Source organism: Clostridium sp. J1101437_171009_A5 (assembly GCF_015547905.1).
In the GTDB taxonomy this organism is placed as follows: domain Bacteria; phylum Bacillota; class Clostridia; order Oscillospirales; family Oscillospiraceae; genus Pseudoflavonifractor_A; species Pseudoflavonifractor_A gallinarum.
This window is the reverse complement of the sequence record NZ_JADMVY010000005.1, coordinates 15,481-35,730: the sequence shown is the minus strand read 5'-3', so window position 1 is coordinate 35,730 and position 20,250 is coordinate 15,481. Positions and strand designations below refer to the sequence as shown.

At 51.8% G+C, this 20,250-nt stretch carries 12 protein-coding genes; all 12 read left to right on the top strand.

Annotation, left to right across the window (positions count from 1 at the left end; all coding sequences use genetic code 11):
* Window positions 1-21: 21 nt before the first annotated feature.
* The 12 genes from I2C21_RS08460 (at window position 22) to I2C21_RS08405 (ending at window position 20,229) form a co-directional block, all read left to right on the top strand.
* Entirely contained in the window at window positions 22-735 is a 714-nt protein-coding gene (locus I2C21_RS08460; protein WP_195279006.1) for a cyclase family protein, read from the top strand.
* A gap of 3 nt (window positions 736-738) precedes the next feature.
* Complete coding sequence (locus I2C21_RS08455) at window positions 739-2,547, top strand: sensor histidine kinase (protein WP_195279005.1); 1,809 nt, start codon at window positions 739-741, stop codon at window positions 2,545-2,547.
* Window positions 2,522-4,180, top strand: a complete 1,659-nt coding sequence (locus I2C21_RS08450; RefSeq protein ID WP_186964173.1) for a response regulator transcription factor — start codon at window positions 2,522-2,524, stop codon at window positions 4,178-4,180. The genes I2C21_RS08455 and I2C21_RS08450 overlap by 26 nt, the downstream gene beginning before the upstream one ends.
* 771 nt (window positions 4,181-4,951) lie before the next feature.
* On the top strand, window positions 4,952-5,959 hold the full coding sequence (locus tag I2C21_RS08445; RefSeq protein ID WP_101692092.1) for a LacI family DNA-binding transcriptional regulator: 1,008 nt from the start codon (window positions 4,952-4,954) through the stop codon (window positions 5,957-5,959).
* A 56-nt stretch (window positions 5,960-6,015) separates the two neighbouring features.
* The gene (locus tag I2C21_RS08440) at window positions 6,016-7,329 is read left to right on the top strand and encodes an ABC transporter substrate-binding protein (protein ID WP_180956773.1); all 1,314 of its coding nucleotides are present in this window, start codon (window positions 6,016-6,018) and stop codon (window positions 7,327-7,329) included.
* An 87-nt stretch (window positions 7,330-7,416) separates the two neighbouring features.
* Window positions 7,417-8,313, top strand: coding sequence for a carbohydrate ABC transporter permease (locus tag I2C21_RS08435; RefSeq protein ID WP_180956772.1), 897 nt, complete (start codon window positions 7,417-7,419; stop codon window positions 8,311-8,313).
* A 12-nt stretch (window positions 8,314-8,325) separates the two neighbouring features.
* On the top strand, window positions 8,326-9,144 hold the full coding sequence (locus I2C21_RS08430) for a carbohydrate ABC transporter permease (RefSeq protein ID WP_180956771.1): 819 nt from the start codon (window positions 8,326-8,328) through the stop codon (window positions 9,142-9,144).
* 10 nt (window positions 9,145-9,154) lie between these two features.
* Complete coding sequence (locus tag I2C21_RS08425; protein ID WP_195279004.1) at window positions 9,155-11,335, top strand: glycoside hydrolase family 2 protein; 2,181 nt, start codon at window positions 9,155-9,157, stop codon at window positions 11,333-11,335.
* Window positions 11,329-11,832, top strand: coding sequence for a hypothetical protein (locus I2C21_RS08420; RefSeq protein ID WP_195279003.1), 504 nt, complete (start codon window positions 11,329-11,331; stop codon window positions 11,830-11,832). The genes I2C21_RS08425 and I2C21_RS08420 overlap by 7 nt, the downstream gene beginning before the upstream one ends.
* Window positions 11,829-13,466 carry an alpha-glucosidase gene (locus I2C21_RS08415; protein ID WP_186964170.1) on the top strand — a complete coding sequence of 546 codons (1,638 nt, stop codon included), beginning with the start codon at window positions 11,829-11,831 and terminating at the stop codon, window positions 13,464-13,466. The genes I2C21_RS08420 and I2C21_RS08415 overlap by 4 nt, the downstream gene beginning before the upstream one ends.
* Before the next feature lie 190 nt (window positions 13,467-13,656).
* Window positions 13,657-13,854: a polysaccharide deacetylase family protein gene (locus I2C21_RS08410; RefSeq protein WP_235964340.1), complete on the top strand. Its 198-nt coding sequence runs from the start codon at window positions 13,657-13,659 to the stop codon at window positions 13,852-13,854.
* 225 nt (window positions 13,855-14,079) lie between these two features.
* Window positions 14,080-20,229: an S-layer homology domain-containing protein gene (locus I2C21_RS08405; protein WP_195279002.1), complete on the top strand. Its 6,150-nt coding sequence runs from the start codon at window positions 14,080-14,082 to the stop codon at window positions 20,227-20,229.
* The last annotated feature ends 21 nt before the right edge of the window (window positions 20,230-20,250 follow it).

The window sequence follows — 20,250 nt, the reverse complement described above, 5'->3', positions numbered from 1 at the left end:
TGCAGGAAGGAGCATCTTGTCATGAGTATTGAACGGCTTGTGGAAGCACTTCAGGATCTGGAAGTTGTGGAAGTAGGACAATATCTGGAAGAGAACATGCCGGTACATCCCAGTCATTCCAAGTTTTACAAGATGCGCTGGCACGGCTTCCGTTTAGGGGACTGCTGCAATGATTTTCAGCTCATTCTGAATGAGCATAATGGAACCCATGTGGACTCGTTTGGTCACTATATTGATCAGCCGGGGTATGAGATGATCGACGGGGTGCCTCTGTCGGCTCTGTGCGGTCCTTGTGTTACCATTGATGCGACATTTTTGAAAGAACATGAGACATTGGAACGGTCTCACATTGAGGCATGGGAGCAGGCCCATGCGCCTATTCGCCCGGGCGATGGGGTGCTGCTCGACTTTGGTTGGATGAAGTATTGGGCACTCCGTCCGGAGGAGAGCCGTTTTTGCCACGACTACCCGGGAGTTGGTGCCTCCGCCGCCGCCTATTTTGTGGAGAAGGGAGTGCGCATGGTGGGGGTAGATACCCTGTCGGTCGACCGGGATGGAGCAGACGGGGACCCGGCTCATAACACGCTGCTGTCCCACCGGATACCTGTGGTGGAAAACCTGCGCAATCTGGGACTTCTCCACGAAAAGCGGGGGTATTTTGTGGCGTTGCCCCTGCTGATTCGGGAAGGTTCTGCGTCCCCTGTTCGTCCCATTGTTTTGGTGGAGCGTACCTAGGATATGTTGCTTCAAACTGGTTGGAAAAGCGCACAGCATTTTTTTCAAAATCTGAAGATTCGTCCTAAAATCCAGCTGTTTGGCACGGCGCTTACCGTTCTGCTCTGCCTGATTTTTCTGAGCTTTTATAGTTCTGTGGCAGCCCGTACTACCGTTGAACGTGCTACAAGGAATGCGGAGGAGAATCTGACCCGCATCCAGCTGTATTTTCAACATCTGAATACAGAGATTGCAGGGCGACTCAGCCATCTTGATACCAGTATCAGCTTGCGGCAGATGCTGGAGGACCAGAATGGTACGCAGGACAGCGGTACGGTCTGGTCTGTGGATGGCCTTCTCGCGGATATTCAGAGTCTTGCCTGTCTGGAACGAGTCGAGCTCTATACCTTGGATGGCGTGTGCCTGGCGGCCACGCGCACCACGGAGGAGCCGGACGGCGGATTAAAACCGGAGGTCCAGGCAGAAGTCTGTGCCAGTCCAGCGGATAACCTTTGGCGGGATGACAGCGATGCCCGGAATAGCCGGACAGATGGAATATCAGTTTACCGGGCGGTTGTCTCTCGGGAGACCGGAATGCCGATCGGGGTGACGAGAGCGGTACTGGATGGTGCCGCTCTCGCTGATATTTATAACTATGTTGGTTTTAACCTCTCGTCAGAGCTGTATATCTTCACGATGAGCGGAAATTTGCTGCTGCCCAAGGAGACTACCCCCTCGATTCTGCGGGTGGGAAGGGACAGCTTCGAGACCTATCTGGACACAGGTGAGGGGGAGGGGCGCTATTGGTTCCAGAATGAGGCCTACTGCGTGCAGAGTCTTCCGCTGCCGGAGTATGGGCTCTATGCAGTCAGTATTGCCCCATACTCCAGCCTTTTGCAGGATATCCGGCTCTTGCAGATGACCATTCTGTCCCTTGGTTTGCTCTGTGTTGCCGCAGAACTGGTGTTTTTCTTCTTCATGGGACGCGCGGTCTCGCGGCCTATTGTGGAACTGACGAGGCAGGTGGAGCGCATTCGGTCGGGGAATCTCTCCCTCCGCATACAGAATTCGGACCGAAGTGAAATCGGAATCCTGGCGGGCAGCATCGACAACATGCTCGACCGGATTGAAGCACTGATGCAGGAAGTGGCAGAGGCGGAGCGGCAAAAGAGAACGCTGGAGCTCCGCTCCCTCCAGACACAGATCACACCCCACTTCCTCTATAATTCGCTGGACAATCTGAGTGCACTGGCCCAGATCGGTGATATGGAGGGAGCCTATGGGATGGCGCATGCACTGGGCGAATTTTATCGCAGTGTGCTCAGTGATGGGCGCAGTATCATTCGCCTGCAGGAAGAAATAGACATTATTGACAGCTATCTTAGAGTACAGTCGCAGCGCTATCGGGATCGCTTTGACTATCAGATCGATATTCCTCCAGAATTGGAGCAGATCCAGATCGTCAAACTGACGATCCAGCCTCTGGTGGAAAATGCGATTTACCATGGAATCCGAAATGTACGCAGGATGGGGCATATCCGGATCACCGGTCGGTTGGAGGAAGAACAGGTTATTCTCGCGGTGGAAGACAACGGAAAAGGATTTCCACAGGAATCGGATCGGTTGACGCAGTCCGGAGAAAAGGGAGATCTCATTTTTCATCGAAAGGGATTTGGTATGTTCAATGCAGATCAGCGCATAAAACTCTATTTCGGTTCGGATTATGGGCTGCGTGTCCATTCGGAGAGAGATGTGGGAACCTGTGTCGAGATCTGTCTGCCCCGGAAGCCCTATGAGGAGGCTCAGGATGACTTCAGTTTTAATTGTAGATGACGAATATCTGATCCGTAGTCTGATTCGCAACTCCGTCTCTTGGGAAAAAATCGAAATGGAGGTAATTGGAGAGGCCGGTGACGGGGAGGAGGCGCTCACATTTATCAAGACTTGCCAGCCTGATATTGCGCTGGTAGATATCAATATTCCCTTTTTGAATGGTCTGGAACTTGCGCATAGGATCATGGAAGAGCAGTATCGAACAAAAGTGATCCTGTTGACCGGGTACCGGGAGTTTGAGTATGCGAAACAGGCGGTGCAGTGCCGCGTATCAGACTATCTTCTTAAGCCGATTTCAGCGCCTGAGTTGGAGCGGGCCCTTCTGCGGCTGCAGGAAGAGATCCGGCAGGACCGTCATCTCCATGATCAGGCAATCCAAAATGAACGGCAGGGAGATTACGGAAAGCGGCTGATGAAAAATCATTTTCTGCATCAGTTGGCATTCGGCCGCATTCGGAAGTCAGAGGTGCAGATCGCTGCCGAGTTGGAGCGTTTGGAGATCGCCTTGTGTCCCAAAGAACTCATGGCGATGGTAGTGGAGCTGGAACCATGCCATCAGGAGTCTGGAGATGGGATCTATGTCTATGCCGTACTGAATGTCCTCTGTGAGCTTTTACGGAAAAAAGAACACATCACCGGAGTAGAGGGGCTTTCTGAGATCGATAACTGTGCGATCGTTCTGTACAATGTAATGGGAAAAGAAGAGCAGATACGGGCCGATCTGAAGGAGGCATGGATCGAACTGACACAGACCATGGAAAAGCACTTCCAGGTGGTTCTGTCTGCCGGTGTGAGCAATGTGTTTGAGGGGTACGGGCAGGCGGCCTCCGCGGTACATGAAGCGATGGAGGCGCTGAGTCAAAAATTTTACGAAAACCAGGAAAAGCTCTTTTTCGCGGCCGAATGTACTATATCAGATGGTCAGGCAACCTACTTCTCCGGTATTGATCTGGAAGAATTGCAGATTCGTATGGATGCGGGAGAGTGGGAGGGGGGACTTCACCTCATCCAAAATCTCTTTGAAAAGATGCGGCAGCAGCGGGTCCGGGCGGAAGTGGTGAAGATGACGGCGCTGGGACTGATTACCGTGCTCCATTCCCTGGTTTCGCGCTATCAGTTCCCGACGGAATTGCTGTCTTCGGACGGTACGTTGATTTCCAAACGGATTGATCAGAGTGATACCTGTACAGAAATCGAGCATGTTTTGGTGGATTATTACTGCCGTTTAACAGAGAAGATTCAGACCTCCTGCCAGATTTCAAAAATTGTATATCTGGCCAAAGCTTATATTGAGGAACACTATGCCTCCGAAGATATTTCCTTAAAAGAGATTGCGGCTACCGTATTTGCCACCCCGGCCTACGTGAGTTCTTTGTTCAAAAAGGAGACAGGAAATTCCATTATTGAATATATCACCATCTGTCGGATGCGCAGGGCGGCTGAACTGCTCCATCAGGAGCATGATCTCAGTCTGACGGCAGTCTCTGAGCAGGTTGGGTACACCGACCCATATTATTTCAGCCGTTGCTTTAAGAAATATTATGGCGTTACACCTTCTAAATTTTTGGCGAGCCGTCTGGAGAAGCCTAGATTCGGTTCTGATGAAGGAAATCTGGGTGCCGGGTCTTTTTAGAATACCGGCTGTAGATCAGGAGAATAATTATTTGTTTTAAATGACGCTTGAAGTGTCCTCAAAAATTATTTAAGCAATTCAAAGGGCTTGTTGTCTGTAAAGTACGGGCAGCAGGCCCTTTCTCGTCCTGCCTTAATATGATGTTCATCTAACTGGGCGATTCATTCTTTATATAGTATCGTTTCAGAGGCGCTGCCGAGCATGTCTGTTACCATACCCGGAGTTGAATGGGCAGGAATTGGATTATTGACTGGGCAACTAGTATGTAAATACTGGGAGCAGTATGTAGATAGACTTTACAGAAAACAGTTTGAATTTTGGAGTATATTCAAAGAGCACTCGCTTATAGTCTCTAACAAATGAGAGACCAAGATTACGATAAGAATATAGTAATCTATTTTTTAGCTAAAAAGAAAATGGGTATAGAATATCTAAAAAATTCAAATAAATTTGCAAATTAAAGTGAAAAAGAGGTAGAGATTAAATAAATATAAAATACACCGCCTTATTTTTTGATTTGACTTTATATAATGGACTAAAAAAATGATAAAAAGAGAACAAAGTAAAGTTTTAACAGAAAAAGAGGGATATTTTTTGGATTAGTATAAAAGAGGTAAAGTTAAGAAAAATTAATGTTACTGTATAAAGTGCACATGTCGTTAAAATTATTTTGGAATAGGATTGACAATATAAACAAACAGAAGTATCATAAATGTAGAGATAAATGAAAACGTTCCCACAAATAGATAATAGATAAAGCGGGGATGCAGGATGAATGAAAATCTAACAATTATCGATATTGCACGTATGGCAGGGGTATCAAAGTCGACAGTATCCCGTGTTTTAAATAATGAACCAAGAGTAAAGCCTGAGACAAAAGAAGCGGTATTAAAAGTAATTGAAGAAAGTGGATATTTTCCAAGTGAGGTTGCCCGCACCTTGGTAAAGAGCAAGAGCAAACTGGTCGGACTGATTACGCCCTTTCAATGTCGTTCATTCTATCGCAATGAGCTATTTCGCGATGCATTTACGGGACTGACTCAGGTTTTGAAAACATATGACTATGATATTATTACCTCTTCTGGTAGCGGAGTCGAGTTGGATACTATTCAAAAATTTGTACGCACCTATCATGTCTGTGGTGTAATTTTGCTCTATACAATTCCGGATGATCCAAGCCTCCATTACTTATTGGAAAATCATGTTCCCTTTTCTGTGATTGGTGCTTGTGAAGGGTTTACTGGAATCAACCAAGTTACATACGACTATCAAGCGGCCATGGTTGAGATTGTTGACTCTTTATTGGAGCAAAACAGGACGCGTATTGCCTTTTTTGCCAGCGATACGGGGCTTTCCACCACCAGAAGTTATATAGAAGGTTATCGGACCGGCCTTGAAAGACGGGGCATGCCAGTTCTGGAAAAATATCTTCTGGATGGGATGGAAGAAGAGCAGGCGATTTACTCTGCATTGCGCCGTTATCAGCACACCCATACGATGCCGGATGCTATCATTGCTAGTGATGATATTATCTGTTGTCATCTCCTCCGCTTCTGCCAAGAGGAGAAGATTCGAATTCCAGAGGATATGGCACTTTTTTCGCTGGAAAATGGACCAGTCAATGAGGCAGTGGGTATTTCCTGTATTAATTTGGATTACATCAGAATGGGAAATTTGGCCGGGAAAATGCTGATCGACACGGTAGAACATGGTCAGACCACCCGTATTCAGCTAAATCATCAATTGCTTCACCGACGTTCCAGTCAAAAATCTTCCTAATTTTATATCCCTCTTCCGTATATGGAAGAAACAATAAAGAAATGGAGGAAAATCAAATGAAAAAACGGGCAAAGACAGTTAAAACACTTACTGCACTGGTACTGATGGGAACCGTATTGGCTGGTTGCGGAGGGGGATCCGTCAATGAACCTACGGACTCTGGTGGAGAGACAGGGCGGCAGCTAGTTTTTTGGGAGTCCTCGTATTATACCGATTTGGAGACGAATGCCTTTTACCGGAGGGCGATTGAACTCTTTGAGGAGCAACATCCGGATGTGGAATTTGTTTTGGGTTCCAAAGGACGCCCAGAACAAGAGATTGATGCGCTGAACATTGCTTTCAGTTCGGATGCAGCACCAGATATGTTTGGATACAGTGTCGGATCTCTGGTAGAACCTTTTATCGAGGGTGGGAAGTTAGAGGATCTCACCAGTCTCTTTGATGAAAATGGCTGGCGCGAAAATATTGACCCTGCTCTTTTGGCAGATCAGGAAAATATTTTTGACGGAAGCCTCTACGCACTTCCGATCCGCCGTACAGTAATGGGAATTTTCTACCGAAAGGATGTTTTTGCACAGTATGGCCTGGAAGTTCCTACTAATTATGAGGAGTTTCTTCAGGTGTGCGATACTTTACAGAAAAATGGTATCGTTCCCATAGCAAATCCGGGTAAAGTTCCGGCAGCAACAAACCGCTGGTTTGACGGTCTGCTGGAGAAGAACTGTGGGATTGAGCTACATGACGATCTCTGTTATGGACGGGCTAGCCTGGACTGTCCGGAAGTGGTCCAGTCGCTTGCGGATCTAAAGGAACTTTCCCAGTATTTCCAAGAGGGACACTTCTCTGCGGAGGAGAATGAATGTCGTCTGCTCCTCTATCCTGGTGACGCAGCCATGGAGTATAGTGCTACCTGGGAGGCAGATACCTTTGAAAGTCAAGGTCAGAATGTGGATGACTGGGGATACTTCCGATTCCCCAGTGGATTGGAACAGTCCCGTTCGAATCGCTTTACTTACGGCATCTATGTGAATGCGGATTCCCCGAACAAGGATCTGGCCTACGACTTTTTAGAGATATGTGCCTCATTGGAACCCTACCAGGTCGATTTTGAAGAGCGAGGCTCTATTGTTGGTATCCGGGATGATGCATTTGATCTCTCGAAGTTGGACTCTCTGCGCACTGCTCTGGTAGAGGATGCGGCAAACCCGGATGGTTCTTATATGGCTACCAATGAGATGTGCTGGCCACCCAAGCTGACAGATATGCTTTATGAAGTGTTGGATAAGGTGATCCTGGAGGAGATTACTCCGGAAGAGGGCGCTAAAATGTTAGATGAAACTGCGCAGGAGATCGAATTCTATCAGAGTTGATAAGCCAAAGCGGGCCGACGGAAAGGATTGCCCTTCTGTCGGCCCGCGACAGAAGCACGGAGCAGCGGGAAAGGGGTATCAAAGTATATGCATACAAAAGTTGCGCCTCAAAAAAGGCGGGTGCAGTGGACGCCCTACCTTTTTTTAATCGTACCAATGGCCATCTATTTGGTGTTTATGATTTTTCCCACGCTGTATTCTCTGTTTATCAGTCTCTTTCAGTGGGACGGACTGACAAATGAGCGTACCTTTGTGGGGTTGGATAACTATTTAAATCTTTTTCAATCTGATCCGGTATTTCGTACAGCAGTAAAAAACAATGTTATATGGGCGGTTCTGTCAGAAATTATTCCTATCTGTCTGGGGATGGCTCTGGCGGTGTTGCTTAATAGTAAAAAGCGGGGATTTGGCTTTTTCCGCAGTTGTATTTTTTTCCCCTCTGTTCTTTCTATCAGTACAATTGGTTTGATCTGGCGTTGGATGTATGATCCCAATTTTGGCCTAATCAACGGAATGCTGAAAGCGGCCACCAATAACACGGTATCGATTAATTGGCAGGATCCACCGGAATATACGATCTATTTCCTAATCATTGCAGGCTCCTGGGCGTATTCCGGACTCTGTATGATCCTCTTCATGGCTGGAATCAAATCTGTTCCGGAGACGACACTGGAAGCTGCCCTTCTGGACGGTGCCAACGGGTGGCAGCGTTTGACGAAGGTAATTCTGCCCCAAATGAAGAACACGATCAATATTGTTTTGACCTTCACACTAATCAACTCGTTTAAGGTATTTGACCTCATTTATGTTATGACAGCCGGCGGTCCGGCCCGAATGACCAATGTGATGGCCACATGGTCGTACTACACGATTTTCCGCTATAATGACTACGGCTCAGGAAGCGCTATGTGCATTGTGCTCTCTGCCATTCTGGTAGCCGGCTCTTTGGTTATCAACAAGCTTGTCCGTATGGAAAAGAACTGAGGAGGCATGGGGATGAAACGTGCAAAAAAGATTGCGACCTATGTCAGCCTGACTGCGCTGATTCTGATTTGGCTGATGCCTATTTTGTATCTGGTAAACAGTGCACTCAAATCGCCCAATGAATTTTTCATGAACGGGATGTTTGCGCTTCCACAAGAACCGACCTTGGATAACTTTGCCATCGCCTGGAAAAAAATACGGTCCTATTTTGGAAACAGCCTTATTTATGTAAGTATTTCTGTACCAATCATTGTGTTGCTGTCTTCTATGGCGGCCTATGCGTTGTCTCGGTTTGAGTTTCGGGGTAAAAATGTGCTGGTTGGTTTGCTTATGCTGGGAATGCTGCTTCCAGCGCATGTGACATTGCTTCCCAACTATATGGTTCTCAAATCACTGAATTTGCTCAATAGCCGCGTGGGACTGATTTTACTTTATGTGGCTTTGAATATTTCTTTTACATTCTTTTTAACCCGGGGACATTTTTTGGGAATCAGTCGAGAGATTGAAGAGGCTGCCATGGTAGATGGTTGCCCCACATGGCAGATTTTTTTCCGTATCATATTACCTATGTCATTGCCGGTGCTCATTATCGCATTGGTGATGAACTATTTGAATGTGTGGAACGATCTGGTCCTTTCCATTATCTATGTGACGAAAGATGAGATGTTGCCCGTCACGGCAGGCATCCTTCGCTTCACAGAGGAGTATGCCCAGCACTATGAACGAATGACGGCAGGGATCTTGATTTCCATTGTGCCCCTGACCATTATCTTTATTGCGGCGCAGAAATATATTGTTGCGGGAATGGCAGAAGGCGCTTTAAAAGGTTAGAGGGAGCAATATGATGAGACAACGATTGAACCAGTGGTCTGTGCTACAAGATATTCATAATTTGGGAGAGGCGCTTCACATTTATGAAAAGGAATTTCGCTTCGATGAATGCGCCCACTTGGTTTCCAGTCCGGAAAGGCTGCCCCGTTTGGGCGCACTCCAAGTTGTATTAAGTGATAGACCTTATTATGGGCGGGAACTACGCTATTTTAATCAGGCGCCTTGGTGGTATGTCTGCCATTTTGATGCGGACCAGCAGGAGGATATAGTGGCTCTGCTGCGCTTCCAATCGGTGGACTATTATTGTAAGGTTTATCTCAATGGTGTTCTGGTGGGGGAGCATGAGGGATATTTTGAACCATTTGAATTTGATGTGACACATCTTTTACAAGAGAAAGATAATCTTCTCTGGGTAAAAGTCTGGGCACCATGGGACCATGAAATCCTGCCCCGCGCAGAATCAATGCGCTGTTTTTCTGTGAAGCGGGAGATGGTAAAGGGTACCTATGAGCACGCCGATGGATTTATCCAGCGAGATGTAAACCCGGTAGGGATCATGGGCGATGTGGAACTGTGTATTTCCCAACGCTTTGCCTTTGCGCAGGACTGGAACGCAGATGTGCAGTATCATCCGGACGAGGGATGGGCGGAAGTTGCCGTTTCTGCCCAGGTCCTGGGTAGCGGGAACAGCACTTTGGTCCAGGGGCGGATCTTGGACCAGATGGGCATGGAGGTAGCCAGGGCCGAACAGAGCACAGCATCCGGCGGCGCAGTGTGCCTTCGTTTCCGGCTGGATCAGCCAACACTGTGGCAGCCTTGGGAAAGAGGAGAACCCTACCTCTATACGGTGCGCCTTACTCTGATGAATGGTACAGAAAGACTGGATGGATTGGAAAAGAGGATCGGCGTACGGGAAGTGCGTCTGGAGCGGACACATGAAATGACCCGGTTTTTTATCAACGGACAGGCCATTTTCTTGAGGGGAACATCCTATTTTGGAGATGTGTATCTCTCAGAGCTGGACTTTGACCGCTATTATCGCGATTTAAGGATGATCCGGGATCTGGGATGCAACTGTGTCCGCGTCCATGTCCATGTGGAAAAAGAAGCTTTCTATGAAATCTGTGATTCGCTGGGTCTTCTGGTCATTCAGGATTCCGATTTTAACTGGGACCACCCTACCGATGAAAAATGGATGGAGCGGGCGGCAGCCATATTTGGTGCAATGGTGCGTACCAAAAAGGATCATCCTTCGATCCTCTGTTGGGTGGCACTTAACGAGCCTGACCTATGGAAAATCTTTACGCATGGGCTTCTGGAGCAGACACCGGAAGATCAGATCATGCTGGATACACTCTGTGTAAAGTTGATGAATGAATTGAAGCATATAGACCCAGAGCGGCCTTATATCCGGGCCTCTCGGGAGGAGGATGATCTGGAGAGTGGGGACAGCCATACCTACACTGGATCTCTTGCTGTGGGTACGGCCTATCCTCAAATTCAGGGACAGACAGAAAAGCTAAACACAGAATTTGGTATGGATGTACCGGGAAATATTCCAGGACTATTCCGGGATCGGCGTATATTTGAGGCGCTGCATCCTGTGCTGGGAGAGCTCGCCGGCTACCAGGAATACCAGTATCGGTTATTGAGCTATTATATTGACCACTACCGCGCCCAGAAATATGCTCCGTGCTCTGGATGCATTCAGTTTATGTTTATTGACCTTTGCCCACAGAGCTTTTACGGCGTTCTGGATTTTCACGGAGTGCCGAAGCGAGGCTACTATGCCATGCTAGAGGCATTTCAACCGCTGTCGTTGCTGGCTAGGAAAACAGAGGAGGGCTTCCGTATTTTGCTGGTAAACGATCTGCTTCGGTCCTTCCAGGGAACGGTCTCTTACAGTCTTTGCAAAGATGGAATGGCCATTTGTAGCGGCGCGATGAAAACTGCGGTGGGAGCAGATACCTCCGCTGTGGTGGGGGAAGTACAATGGGTATTTGACCCACAGGAGCGACTGGAACTGCGTCTATATTTTGCTGGAGAAGACGGTACGTCTTTGGCAGAACGGACTTATCGGGATGTGTTTTATGAATTCCCGGGAATGGCAGGTCAGAGCATTGACAACGAGCTTGGAATGCGGACCTACTATTTTGATGAGGCTGTAAAGGAGCGTGCAAGAACGTGCTGATTACACCAGAAGAGATTTCAAAATTTGATTTTACACCCTATGGCCGCTACCTGTCCCGACCGGGCAACCATCCATGCGGATTGGATACCGGCTACTCCCAATGCTGGCCGGCAGAATATACTTTTCCCATGGGCGAAATGCGCTTTGGTATTGAACAGGCACGTTATCGCGCAGTCCTCTCGATTCCTAAAATGGAACAGCACCGGGAATCAAAGGAGCTTGTGATCTGCGGGGACCAGCCGGTGGTATTGCCTCTGTGTCTGCCGCGGGATCGGAATGATCGGATGGAACACCCTCGGATGGAGGATGTCCGGGCGGTCATCCTTCGTCCGGGAGATACCGTGGTGCTGGATGAGTACATTTGGCACGCAGGCTGTATGCCGCTTGTGGAGGATACGTTCTATCTCTTTGCCTACCAGGTAAGAGATGAGGAACTGTATTGGCGGACTGTGGAACATGGGCCCATTGAGCTGAGACTAGGAGGGGTGCAGGCGTGATACATGAACAGGAGTGGTATAAGCGCCTTACAATTTACCAGATTTATCCGCGCAGTTTTCAGGACTCTAACGGAGATGGTATAGGGGATCTAAAAGGGATTCTGTCACGGCTGGACTACCTTGAAGATTTGGGAATTAATGCGATCTGGCTTTCGCCGGTATATGCTTCTCCCAATGTGGATAATGGGTATGATATCTCGGATTACCGTCAAATTATGCCGGAATTTGGCACTATGAAGGATTGGGACGATCTTTTGGAAGAGGCCCATCATCGCGGTATTGCTATTATCATGGATTTGGTCCTCAACCACACTTCAGACCAGCACCGCTGGTTTCAGGCATCAAAACAATCCAGAGAAGGGTCATACAGTGACTACTATATATGGAGAGACCCGGGACCCGATGGCCCTCCCAATCAGTGGAGAGCGGTATTTGGCGGCAGCGCGTGGGAATATGTTCCTGAGCGGGGACAGTATTACCTGCACCTCTTTGCTAAAGAGCAGCCGGATCTGAATTGGGCAAATCCCAAAGTGCGAGCGGAGGTCTATGATACCATTCGTTGGTGGACCCAAAAAGGCGTGGATGGATTCCGGGTAGATGCGATCAGCTATCTTGATAAGGGGCTGGAAAATCTGAAGCCCGAGGATGACCGCTATGGTACCTCAGCCTGTGCAAATCTACCCGGGACCCACCGCTATATTCAAGAAATGATTCATGAGACATGTAAGTCAAAACATCTGATGACGGTAGGAGAGGTTACCTGCTATACTCCTGATGATCTTTGGAACTATACTGCCCGTCAAAGGGGAGAGTTTGATATGGCGATTCCCTTTGTCACACCTTTTCATGAGCTTACACATTGGTCGCCGGAGCAGATGAAAGAAGAACTGGCTGCGTCTTACAAGGTATTAAAAGAGGAAGGGTGGTGGGCACGTTTCCTGAGCAACCATGATAAGCCTCGACAGGTTTCATTGTATGGGAATGACGGGGAGTATTGGGAGGAATCCGCAAAATTGCTGGCAGCTCTCCTCCATACACTCCCGGGTACGCCATTTATCTACCAGGGAGAAGAAATAGGGATGACCAATATTATGCTCCCTGATATTAAAGCCTACGATGACATTGATACACGCAATTTTTATGAAAATTGTCTGTTGGATGGTATGTCAAAGACAGAGGCATTGAAGTTATCCCAGGCAGTCAGCAGAGACAACGCTCGTTCTCCGATGCAGTGGGATGGGACAGAATATGCGGGCTTTACATCCGGAACACCATGGCTTCGGCTCAATCCGAACTATCCAAAGATTAATGTGAGCGAGCAAAAGAACCGGCCAGACTCTATTCTATCTTTTTATCGACAAGTAATCCGGCTACGTAGAGAAAACGAAGCGCTCATATTTGGAGACTATGCTCCATTTTTGGTAGAAGAGACAGATCTCATTGCCTATCGGCGCCAATGGAACGGCAGTATTTGGGGAGCAGTGCATAATTTTTCGACGCAGACACGTCAGGTAAATGCGTTGGAATTGCAAGGAAAGATTCGATTGTCTAACTATGGACGCATGGGCGAGTTGCATGGAAGCTTAGAGCTGAGGCCCTATGAGTCGTTGATATGGTGTGAACGAGAAGAATAGTATATGTACGCCCCTCATGGGCCTGATGCAGACCGACTATGTGTCGGACGACAGGCCATGAGGGGTGTTCCTTTTGGAAAACAACAAAAAATAAGTGGTAGAAATTCTTGCAGGAGAAAGGCTTGAAGGGGTAACGGATGGGGACAGTCTGGACTGGAAGGAGATACCCGCGTCGGAGATTACCAAGAGGGTGACAGAGAAAGTCCAGCCGGGCTCGATCGTTCTCTTTCACAATGCCGCGCTCCATACGCCGGAGGCTCTGCCGGCCATTCTGGAAACGCTGCTGCAAAAGGGATATACCTTCGTGCCCATCTCTCAACTGATTCTGAGCGGGGAGTATACCATCGATCACACCGGGCGGCAGCTGCCTTGCACTTCTGAGGGGTAGCAGACAGAGTGGATGCGGAAGAATATCTTAAAAAAGTTACAGAGTCAAAACAAAAAGACAACAAAAATTACAAAAGTGTCGTTGTGGTTTACCGGATAATTTGGTAAAATGAACATGTGACGCCATAGATATCAGGAAGAAAGGAGGAGAAGGCAGAACGGTCGAGCAGAAGGTTTGGACCGGCCGCCCCGTGTGGCCCTGTATGTTAGGAAGGATGAAAAAACAATGCGGAAAAAGCGATTCCGTCGGGTCCTGTCAAGTTTGGCCGCGCTGGCCATGCTCCTGACCCTGCTGCCCACCGCGGCCCTTGCCGCCGGGGAAGCAGAGACATACCAGAAGATCGACACAGAAGAAGCATTCACCACCGGAACGTACCTTATGGTCCTAGACAGCGGCTATGCCGTAGGGGCCCTGGATGGCTCATGGCTGAGCGCTGTGGAGCAGACCAATACAGAGGAAACGATCATTGATCCCGCCGTGGATTTGAGATGGAATATCTCCGTGACGGAGGACGGCGCGGTGCTTACCGACAACAATGGTGTGACGGTGGCACCCAAAGGCAGGAACGAAAACGGCATTTCGTCCGGAGACTACACATGGGCCTTCACCTTTGCGGATGGTACCTTCCGCTTTGCCGGGGTGGGCGAGGACACTGTGACGCTGGCCAGCAACAAGAGTGCTGGAAGCAAGTTCCGGGCCTACAAAAATGCGACCATCGCCGATAATCCCAATGGCTATCCCTGTGACTTTACCCTCTACAAGCTGGAGGGCGAGGGCGGCGGAGAAGTGACGCCCCCCGATCCGGAGGAGCCCGAGACCATCTCCATCGCGGAGGCTCTGGCCGCCGGGTTAGACACTGCGGATCTGACCGTCAAGGGTGTGGTCACCCTGCTGGACGGGAAAAACGTCTATCTCCAGGACGAGACGGGCGCGATCTGCGCCCGTATGAGCAATAACTTCGAGGACATCGCCCTGGGCGACACGGTCATTGCCACCGGACAGAGGAAGGAATATAACGGCCTGCCTCAGCTGGACGGCTGCACCTATGAAAAATCCTCTGGGTTGACACTGGCTCCTGTGGTCAAGACCATCGGAGAACTGGCTGCCACCGATATCTGCACCTATGTGACCCTTCAGAACGTGACGGTCACAGAGATTTTTGACAACAATGGTCAGTATTCCAACCCCAATATCACTGTCACCGACGGCACCGATTCCATTCAGCTCTACAAGGCTGTGATCGGTGAAAGGGTAGAGGGTGAATGGCCCGTGAAGGTGGGCGATGTGATCACCATCACCGCCGCGGTGAGCGCATTTAAGGATACCCTCCAGCTGCGCAACACAACCGCCGATGAGATTGTTCTGGGCGGTACCCCCGCCGGACCGATTGCAGATGGCGATCAAGTTGTGATTTATAACCCTAAGTATTCGAAAGCTCTCTCTGGCACCTACACTGGATACTATAACAACGGTACCGATGTGAACATGGCCGACGGCATTCTCCGGGGTTTCACCGAGGCCGACGTGTGGACGGTGGCCGATAACGGCGACGGCACCTGGTCCTTCTCCTATGACGGCAAGAACATCGGTATGGGAGATCAATTCTCCAGCATGCCCCTGGGGGAGAAGAACGACAAGTGGACGCTGGAGGAGGCGGGTGACGGCCTCTATTACATCAAGAACACCGTCCGCGGCGCCTATATGGAGTGGTACGCGGAGAAGAACAACTGGAGTTCCTATTACAAAATTGGAGCAGGTCAGGAGTCTCTCTTTGCCCTGGCCTTCTACAAGGTAACCGATATTCCCGGGCCTGAGCCGGGCGAGGGACTGCCCCAGGACGGCGACACGGTAGTACTCTACAATGTGAGCGCCAAGGGCGTGCTGGCCGGACAGGACGACAACGCGGAGAGCCCCTCCATCACCAGCGCCTCGGCCGTGGCCGCCGACCCCATCACCGAGATCGGAAACGGCGCCCGGGTCTTTACTGTGGAGCAGAACGGCGCGTATTACCGCTTCAAAACGGAGCATGACGGTTACCTCTGCTCCAACGGCACAGGCAACAATGCCTTCTATGCCAAGGAGCCTTCCGAGGATGCCGACTGGACACTGGCGGAGTACAATGGCGGCTATACCCTGGAGAGCCGCACCGCCAAATTCAACGGGAAATATGCCCAGTTCCTGGAGTACTATGGCGGGACCTATAAGTCCTACAGCATGTACAACATCACGGATAAGGATATTTATACCTTCCAGTTCTATCCAGTGTCCGCTGACGTGCAGGTCACAGAGGGCGTAGTCAATGTGCCTGCGGTCCGCTTTGCCGACGGCGGCGACGCCTTTGTGGGGAAGGATTACACCGTTTCCTTTACCGTAGAGAGCGTGTTCGGCGTGAAGGAGATCTCCGCCCAGTACGGGGAGACCATTGCCAATCTTGCCTATGAGAACGGCACCTATTCTCTGGTCATTCCCGCTGACGTGCTGAAAGAGGGGACCATCGAGGTCTCTGTCCGGGGCACCGACAACAAGGATGTGGCCTTCTCCGGCGCCCTCTCGATTGCAGTGAAGGATGAGCCGGTCATCTCCGGCGTATTCCCCGCCGCCAATACCCAGACCGGCGAGGAGAAGCGGCCGGAGATCGGGTTCACCTTTGCAAACGCCGGGGAGAACGCCGAGATCGTCATGACCATCAACGGCACTGCCGTCACCCCGACCGTGGAGAACGGCAAGGCCACCTATCTTCCCGCCGACGATCTGCCGGACGGACGGACCACGGTTGCCGTCACCCTCACCCGTGCGGATGGGAAGAGCACAAACCGGACCTGGAGCTTTACCATCGGCAAGGCCAATTATCAGCTCTACTTTGGCCAGCTCCACTCCCACACCACCTACTCCGATGGCTCCGGCTCGCTGGAGTCCGCCCTGGAGTATGTGAAGAACCTGCCTGAGAGCGCCAATGTGGACTTTGTGTCCTTCACGGACCACTCTAACTACTTTGACAAGTCCGGGGATGCCAACCCCGAGGCGGCGCTCTATGACATGAGTCAGGCCACAGCATACAGCCAGGAGACCTGGGCCTCCTACAAGAACACCGTGGCCGACTTCAACGCCAGCCAGTCCGATATCGTGGCCATCGCCGGCTTTGAGATGACCTGGTCGGGCGGCCCGGGCCACATCAACACCTTCAATACCCCCGGTATCGTCTCCCGCAACAACACCACTCTCAACAATAAGACGGCCGACGCGGGCATGAAGGCCTACTATGCCCTCCTCAGCCAGGCCGAGGGCAATGGCTCCATCAGCCAGTTCAACCACCCTGGCTCTACCTTCGGTACCTTTGCCGATTTCGCCTACTATGACGCTCTGATCGACAGCCGGATATTCCTGGTGGAAGTGGGCAACGGCGAGGGCGCCATCGGCGCGGGCGGCTACTATCCCAGCTATGAGTACTACATCATGGCGCTGGATAAGGGCTGGCACGTGGCCCCCACCAACAACCAGGATAACCACAAGGGCAAGTGGGGCAACGCCAACGACGCCCGAGACGTGATCCTGACCGACGACTTCTCGGAAGAGGGCCTCTATGAGGCGATCCGGAACTACCGGGTCTACGCCACCGAGGACAAGAACCTGGAGATCAACTATACCCTTAACGGCGAGATGCTGGGCACCATCATCGAGGACGTCCCGGAGATGGCCGACATCAACGTCACGCTCTACGATCCCGACGCCTCCGACTCCATCTCCAAGGTGGAAGTGGTGGTCAACTCGGGCGCAGTGGCCTACACTTGGGATGATCCCGCCCAGCTGGCCTCCGGAGAGCTGAGCTGCTCCATCCCGGCCAGTTACAGCTACTACTTTATCCGGGTCACCCAGGGTGACGGCGACATCGCCGTGACCGCCCCCGTTTGGGTGGGCGAGACCCTGAAGCTGGGCATCTCCTCGGTGGAGTGCGGCACCTCTACCCCCGTGACCGGGGAGGAGCTGACCCTCAGCACCACCCTCTTCAACAGCGAGCAGACCGATGCTACGGTCAAGTCCATCACCTACACCAGCGGCACCGAGGTTCTGGGCACACAGACCGGACTGGATACTCTGAAGGCCTCCTCCACGCTGAAGGTGGACTGGAAGTATACCCCTGAGACCGCCCGGGAGACTACCATCCGTGTGACTGCCCTGCTGGAGCAGGGCGGGACCGAGTACACCTATACCATGGACATCACCCTGGACATCCAGGATGCCTCCCAGCTGGTGTACATCGGCATTGACGCCTCCCATGCCAACGAGTATGTGGCGGGCAACTACAAGGACTCCATGGGCAACTTCGGCAACCTGGCCGCCGGCTACTCGGTGCGCACGGTGCAGCTCAACACCAGCGCGGACCTGATCGTGGCCTGTGAAAATGCCGAGGGCAAGTACAAGGCCATCATCCTCACCGCGCCCTCCCGCCGGGACGGTAGCGCCCTGAGAGAACCCTACTACAACTACACCGACGCGGAGATCCAGGCGCTCCAGACCTTCAACAGCGCCGGCGGCACACTGGTGCTGGCGGGCTGGTCGGACTACTACGAGAGCTACAAGAGCTTCCCCGCAGAGGACCATATGGCGGCCCAGCAGAACAAGGTCCTGGCGACGCTGGGATCCTCCCTGCGGATCGGGGATGACGCCACCAACGACCAGGAGCTCAACGGCGGCCAGACCCAGCGGCTCTACTTCTCCACCTACAACTGGGACCACTTCCTCATGAAGGGTGTGGAATTTGACCCCGAGAATCCCAATAACAACCTCTACTCCCAGCTCTTCAGCCAGTACGGCGGCGCGTCCATCTATGTGGTGGACGAGAAGGGTGAGCCCACCGCGGTCCTGCCGGAGACGGTCTCCCCCGTGGTCTACGGCCACGCGTCCACCTACTCGGAGGACAGCGACAAGGACGGCCTGGGCGGCGACTCCATGCCCCAGTACACCGTGGCCGAGGGCGACGACCGCCTGATGGTGCTGGCCACCGAGCAGCTGCCCGGAAAGGGCCTCATCGTGGTCTCGGGTGCGGCGTTCATGTCCAACTTCGAGGTCCAGGCTCAGGTGGGCGACTCCGGCTCGGAGAAGAATTATTCCAACTACACCATCTGTGAGAATCTGGTGGGCTACCTCAATCCCATCACGGTCACCCCCATTGAGACGGTGCAGAAGCAGGAGCTGGAGGGAGTCAAGTACACCATCGAGGGTGTGGTGACCTCCAACGCCTCGGGCTATGACAAGAATACCGCCTTCTTTGACTGCATCTACCTCCAGGACGGCACGGCGGGCATCAACGCCTTCCCGGTGGCCGGCAACTTCAAGATCGGCGACAAGGTGCGCATCACCGGCACCACCTCCTCCTACCAGGGTGAGCGTCAGATCGCGGTCAAGACCATTGAGAAGATCGGCGAGGAAACTGTACCTGCCCCCAAGGCCATCACGGCAAAACAGCTCAACGACGGCTCCGTCCTGGGCAGCCTGGTGACCCTGAAGGGCACCGTGGTCTCCTTTGAGAAGGCCAACGGGCTGATCCAGACCATTCTGGTCCGCGACAGTGCCGGCACCATCGGCCGGGTGTTCATCGACGGCTATATCACCACGGATAAGGATGTACAGAACCTGAGTGTGGGGTGCAATATCTCGGCCACAGGTCTGGCGTCCTACGACAACACCTTCAACGCGCCGGACGGTCCCTTCCCGCGCATCCGCATCCGGGACCGGGCCGACATCGTCTGCACAGCGCCCAGCGGCGGTGATGACGACGATGATGATGACAGCACCACCAGCATCAAGGATCCCGAGACCCCGCTGGGCCCCGGCGTATTCACCGATCTGGACGAGAAGGCCTGGTACTATGACGACGTTTCCGCCGTCCTCAAGAGCGGTCTGATGTTGGGTGTCTCCGCTGACCGGTTCGCGCCGGAGGAGACGGTGAGCCGGGCCATGGTGGCCACGGTCCTCTACCGCCTGTCCGGTTCCCAGGACAACCGCTTCCCCACCTTCCTGGATGTACCGAGGGATGCCTGGTACCGCAAGGCGGTGGGCTGGGCCAGTGCCAACGGCGTAGTCTACGGATACAGCGCCGAGCGCTTCGGACCCGAGGATCCGGTGACCCGGGAGCAGCTGGCGGTCATGCTGTACCGCTATCAGCAGTACATGAAGCGGGATACCAGCCAGCGGGGCGATCTCTCCGCCTTTGCCGATGAGGCGCAGGTGGGCGCCTATGCCCGCGAGGCCATGGAGTGGGCCGTGGGCGAGGGCTTGATCCAGGGCAGGACCGGCGGACTTCTGGCGCCGCTGGGCGCTACCAGCCGGGCGGAGCTGTGCTCCATTCTGGTCCGCTTCCAGGCGCTCAAGGATTGATGTATCTCCCCATTTTTCGGA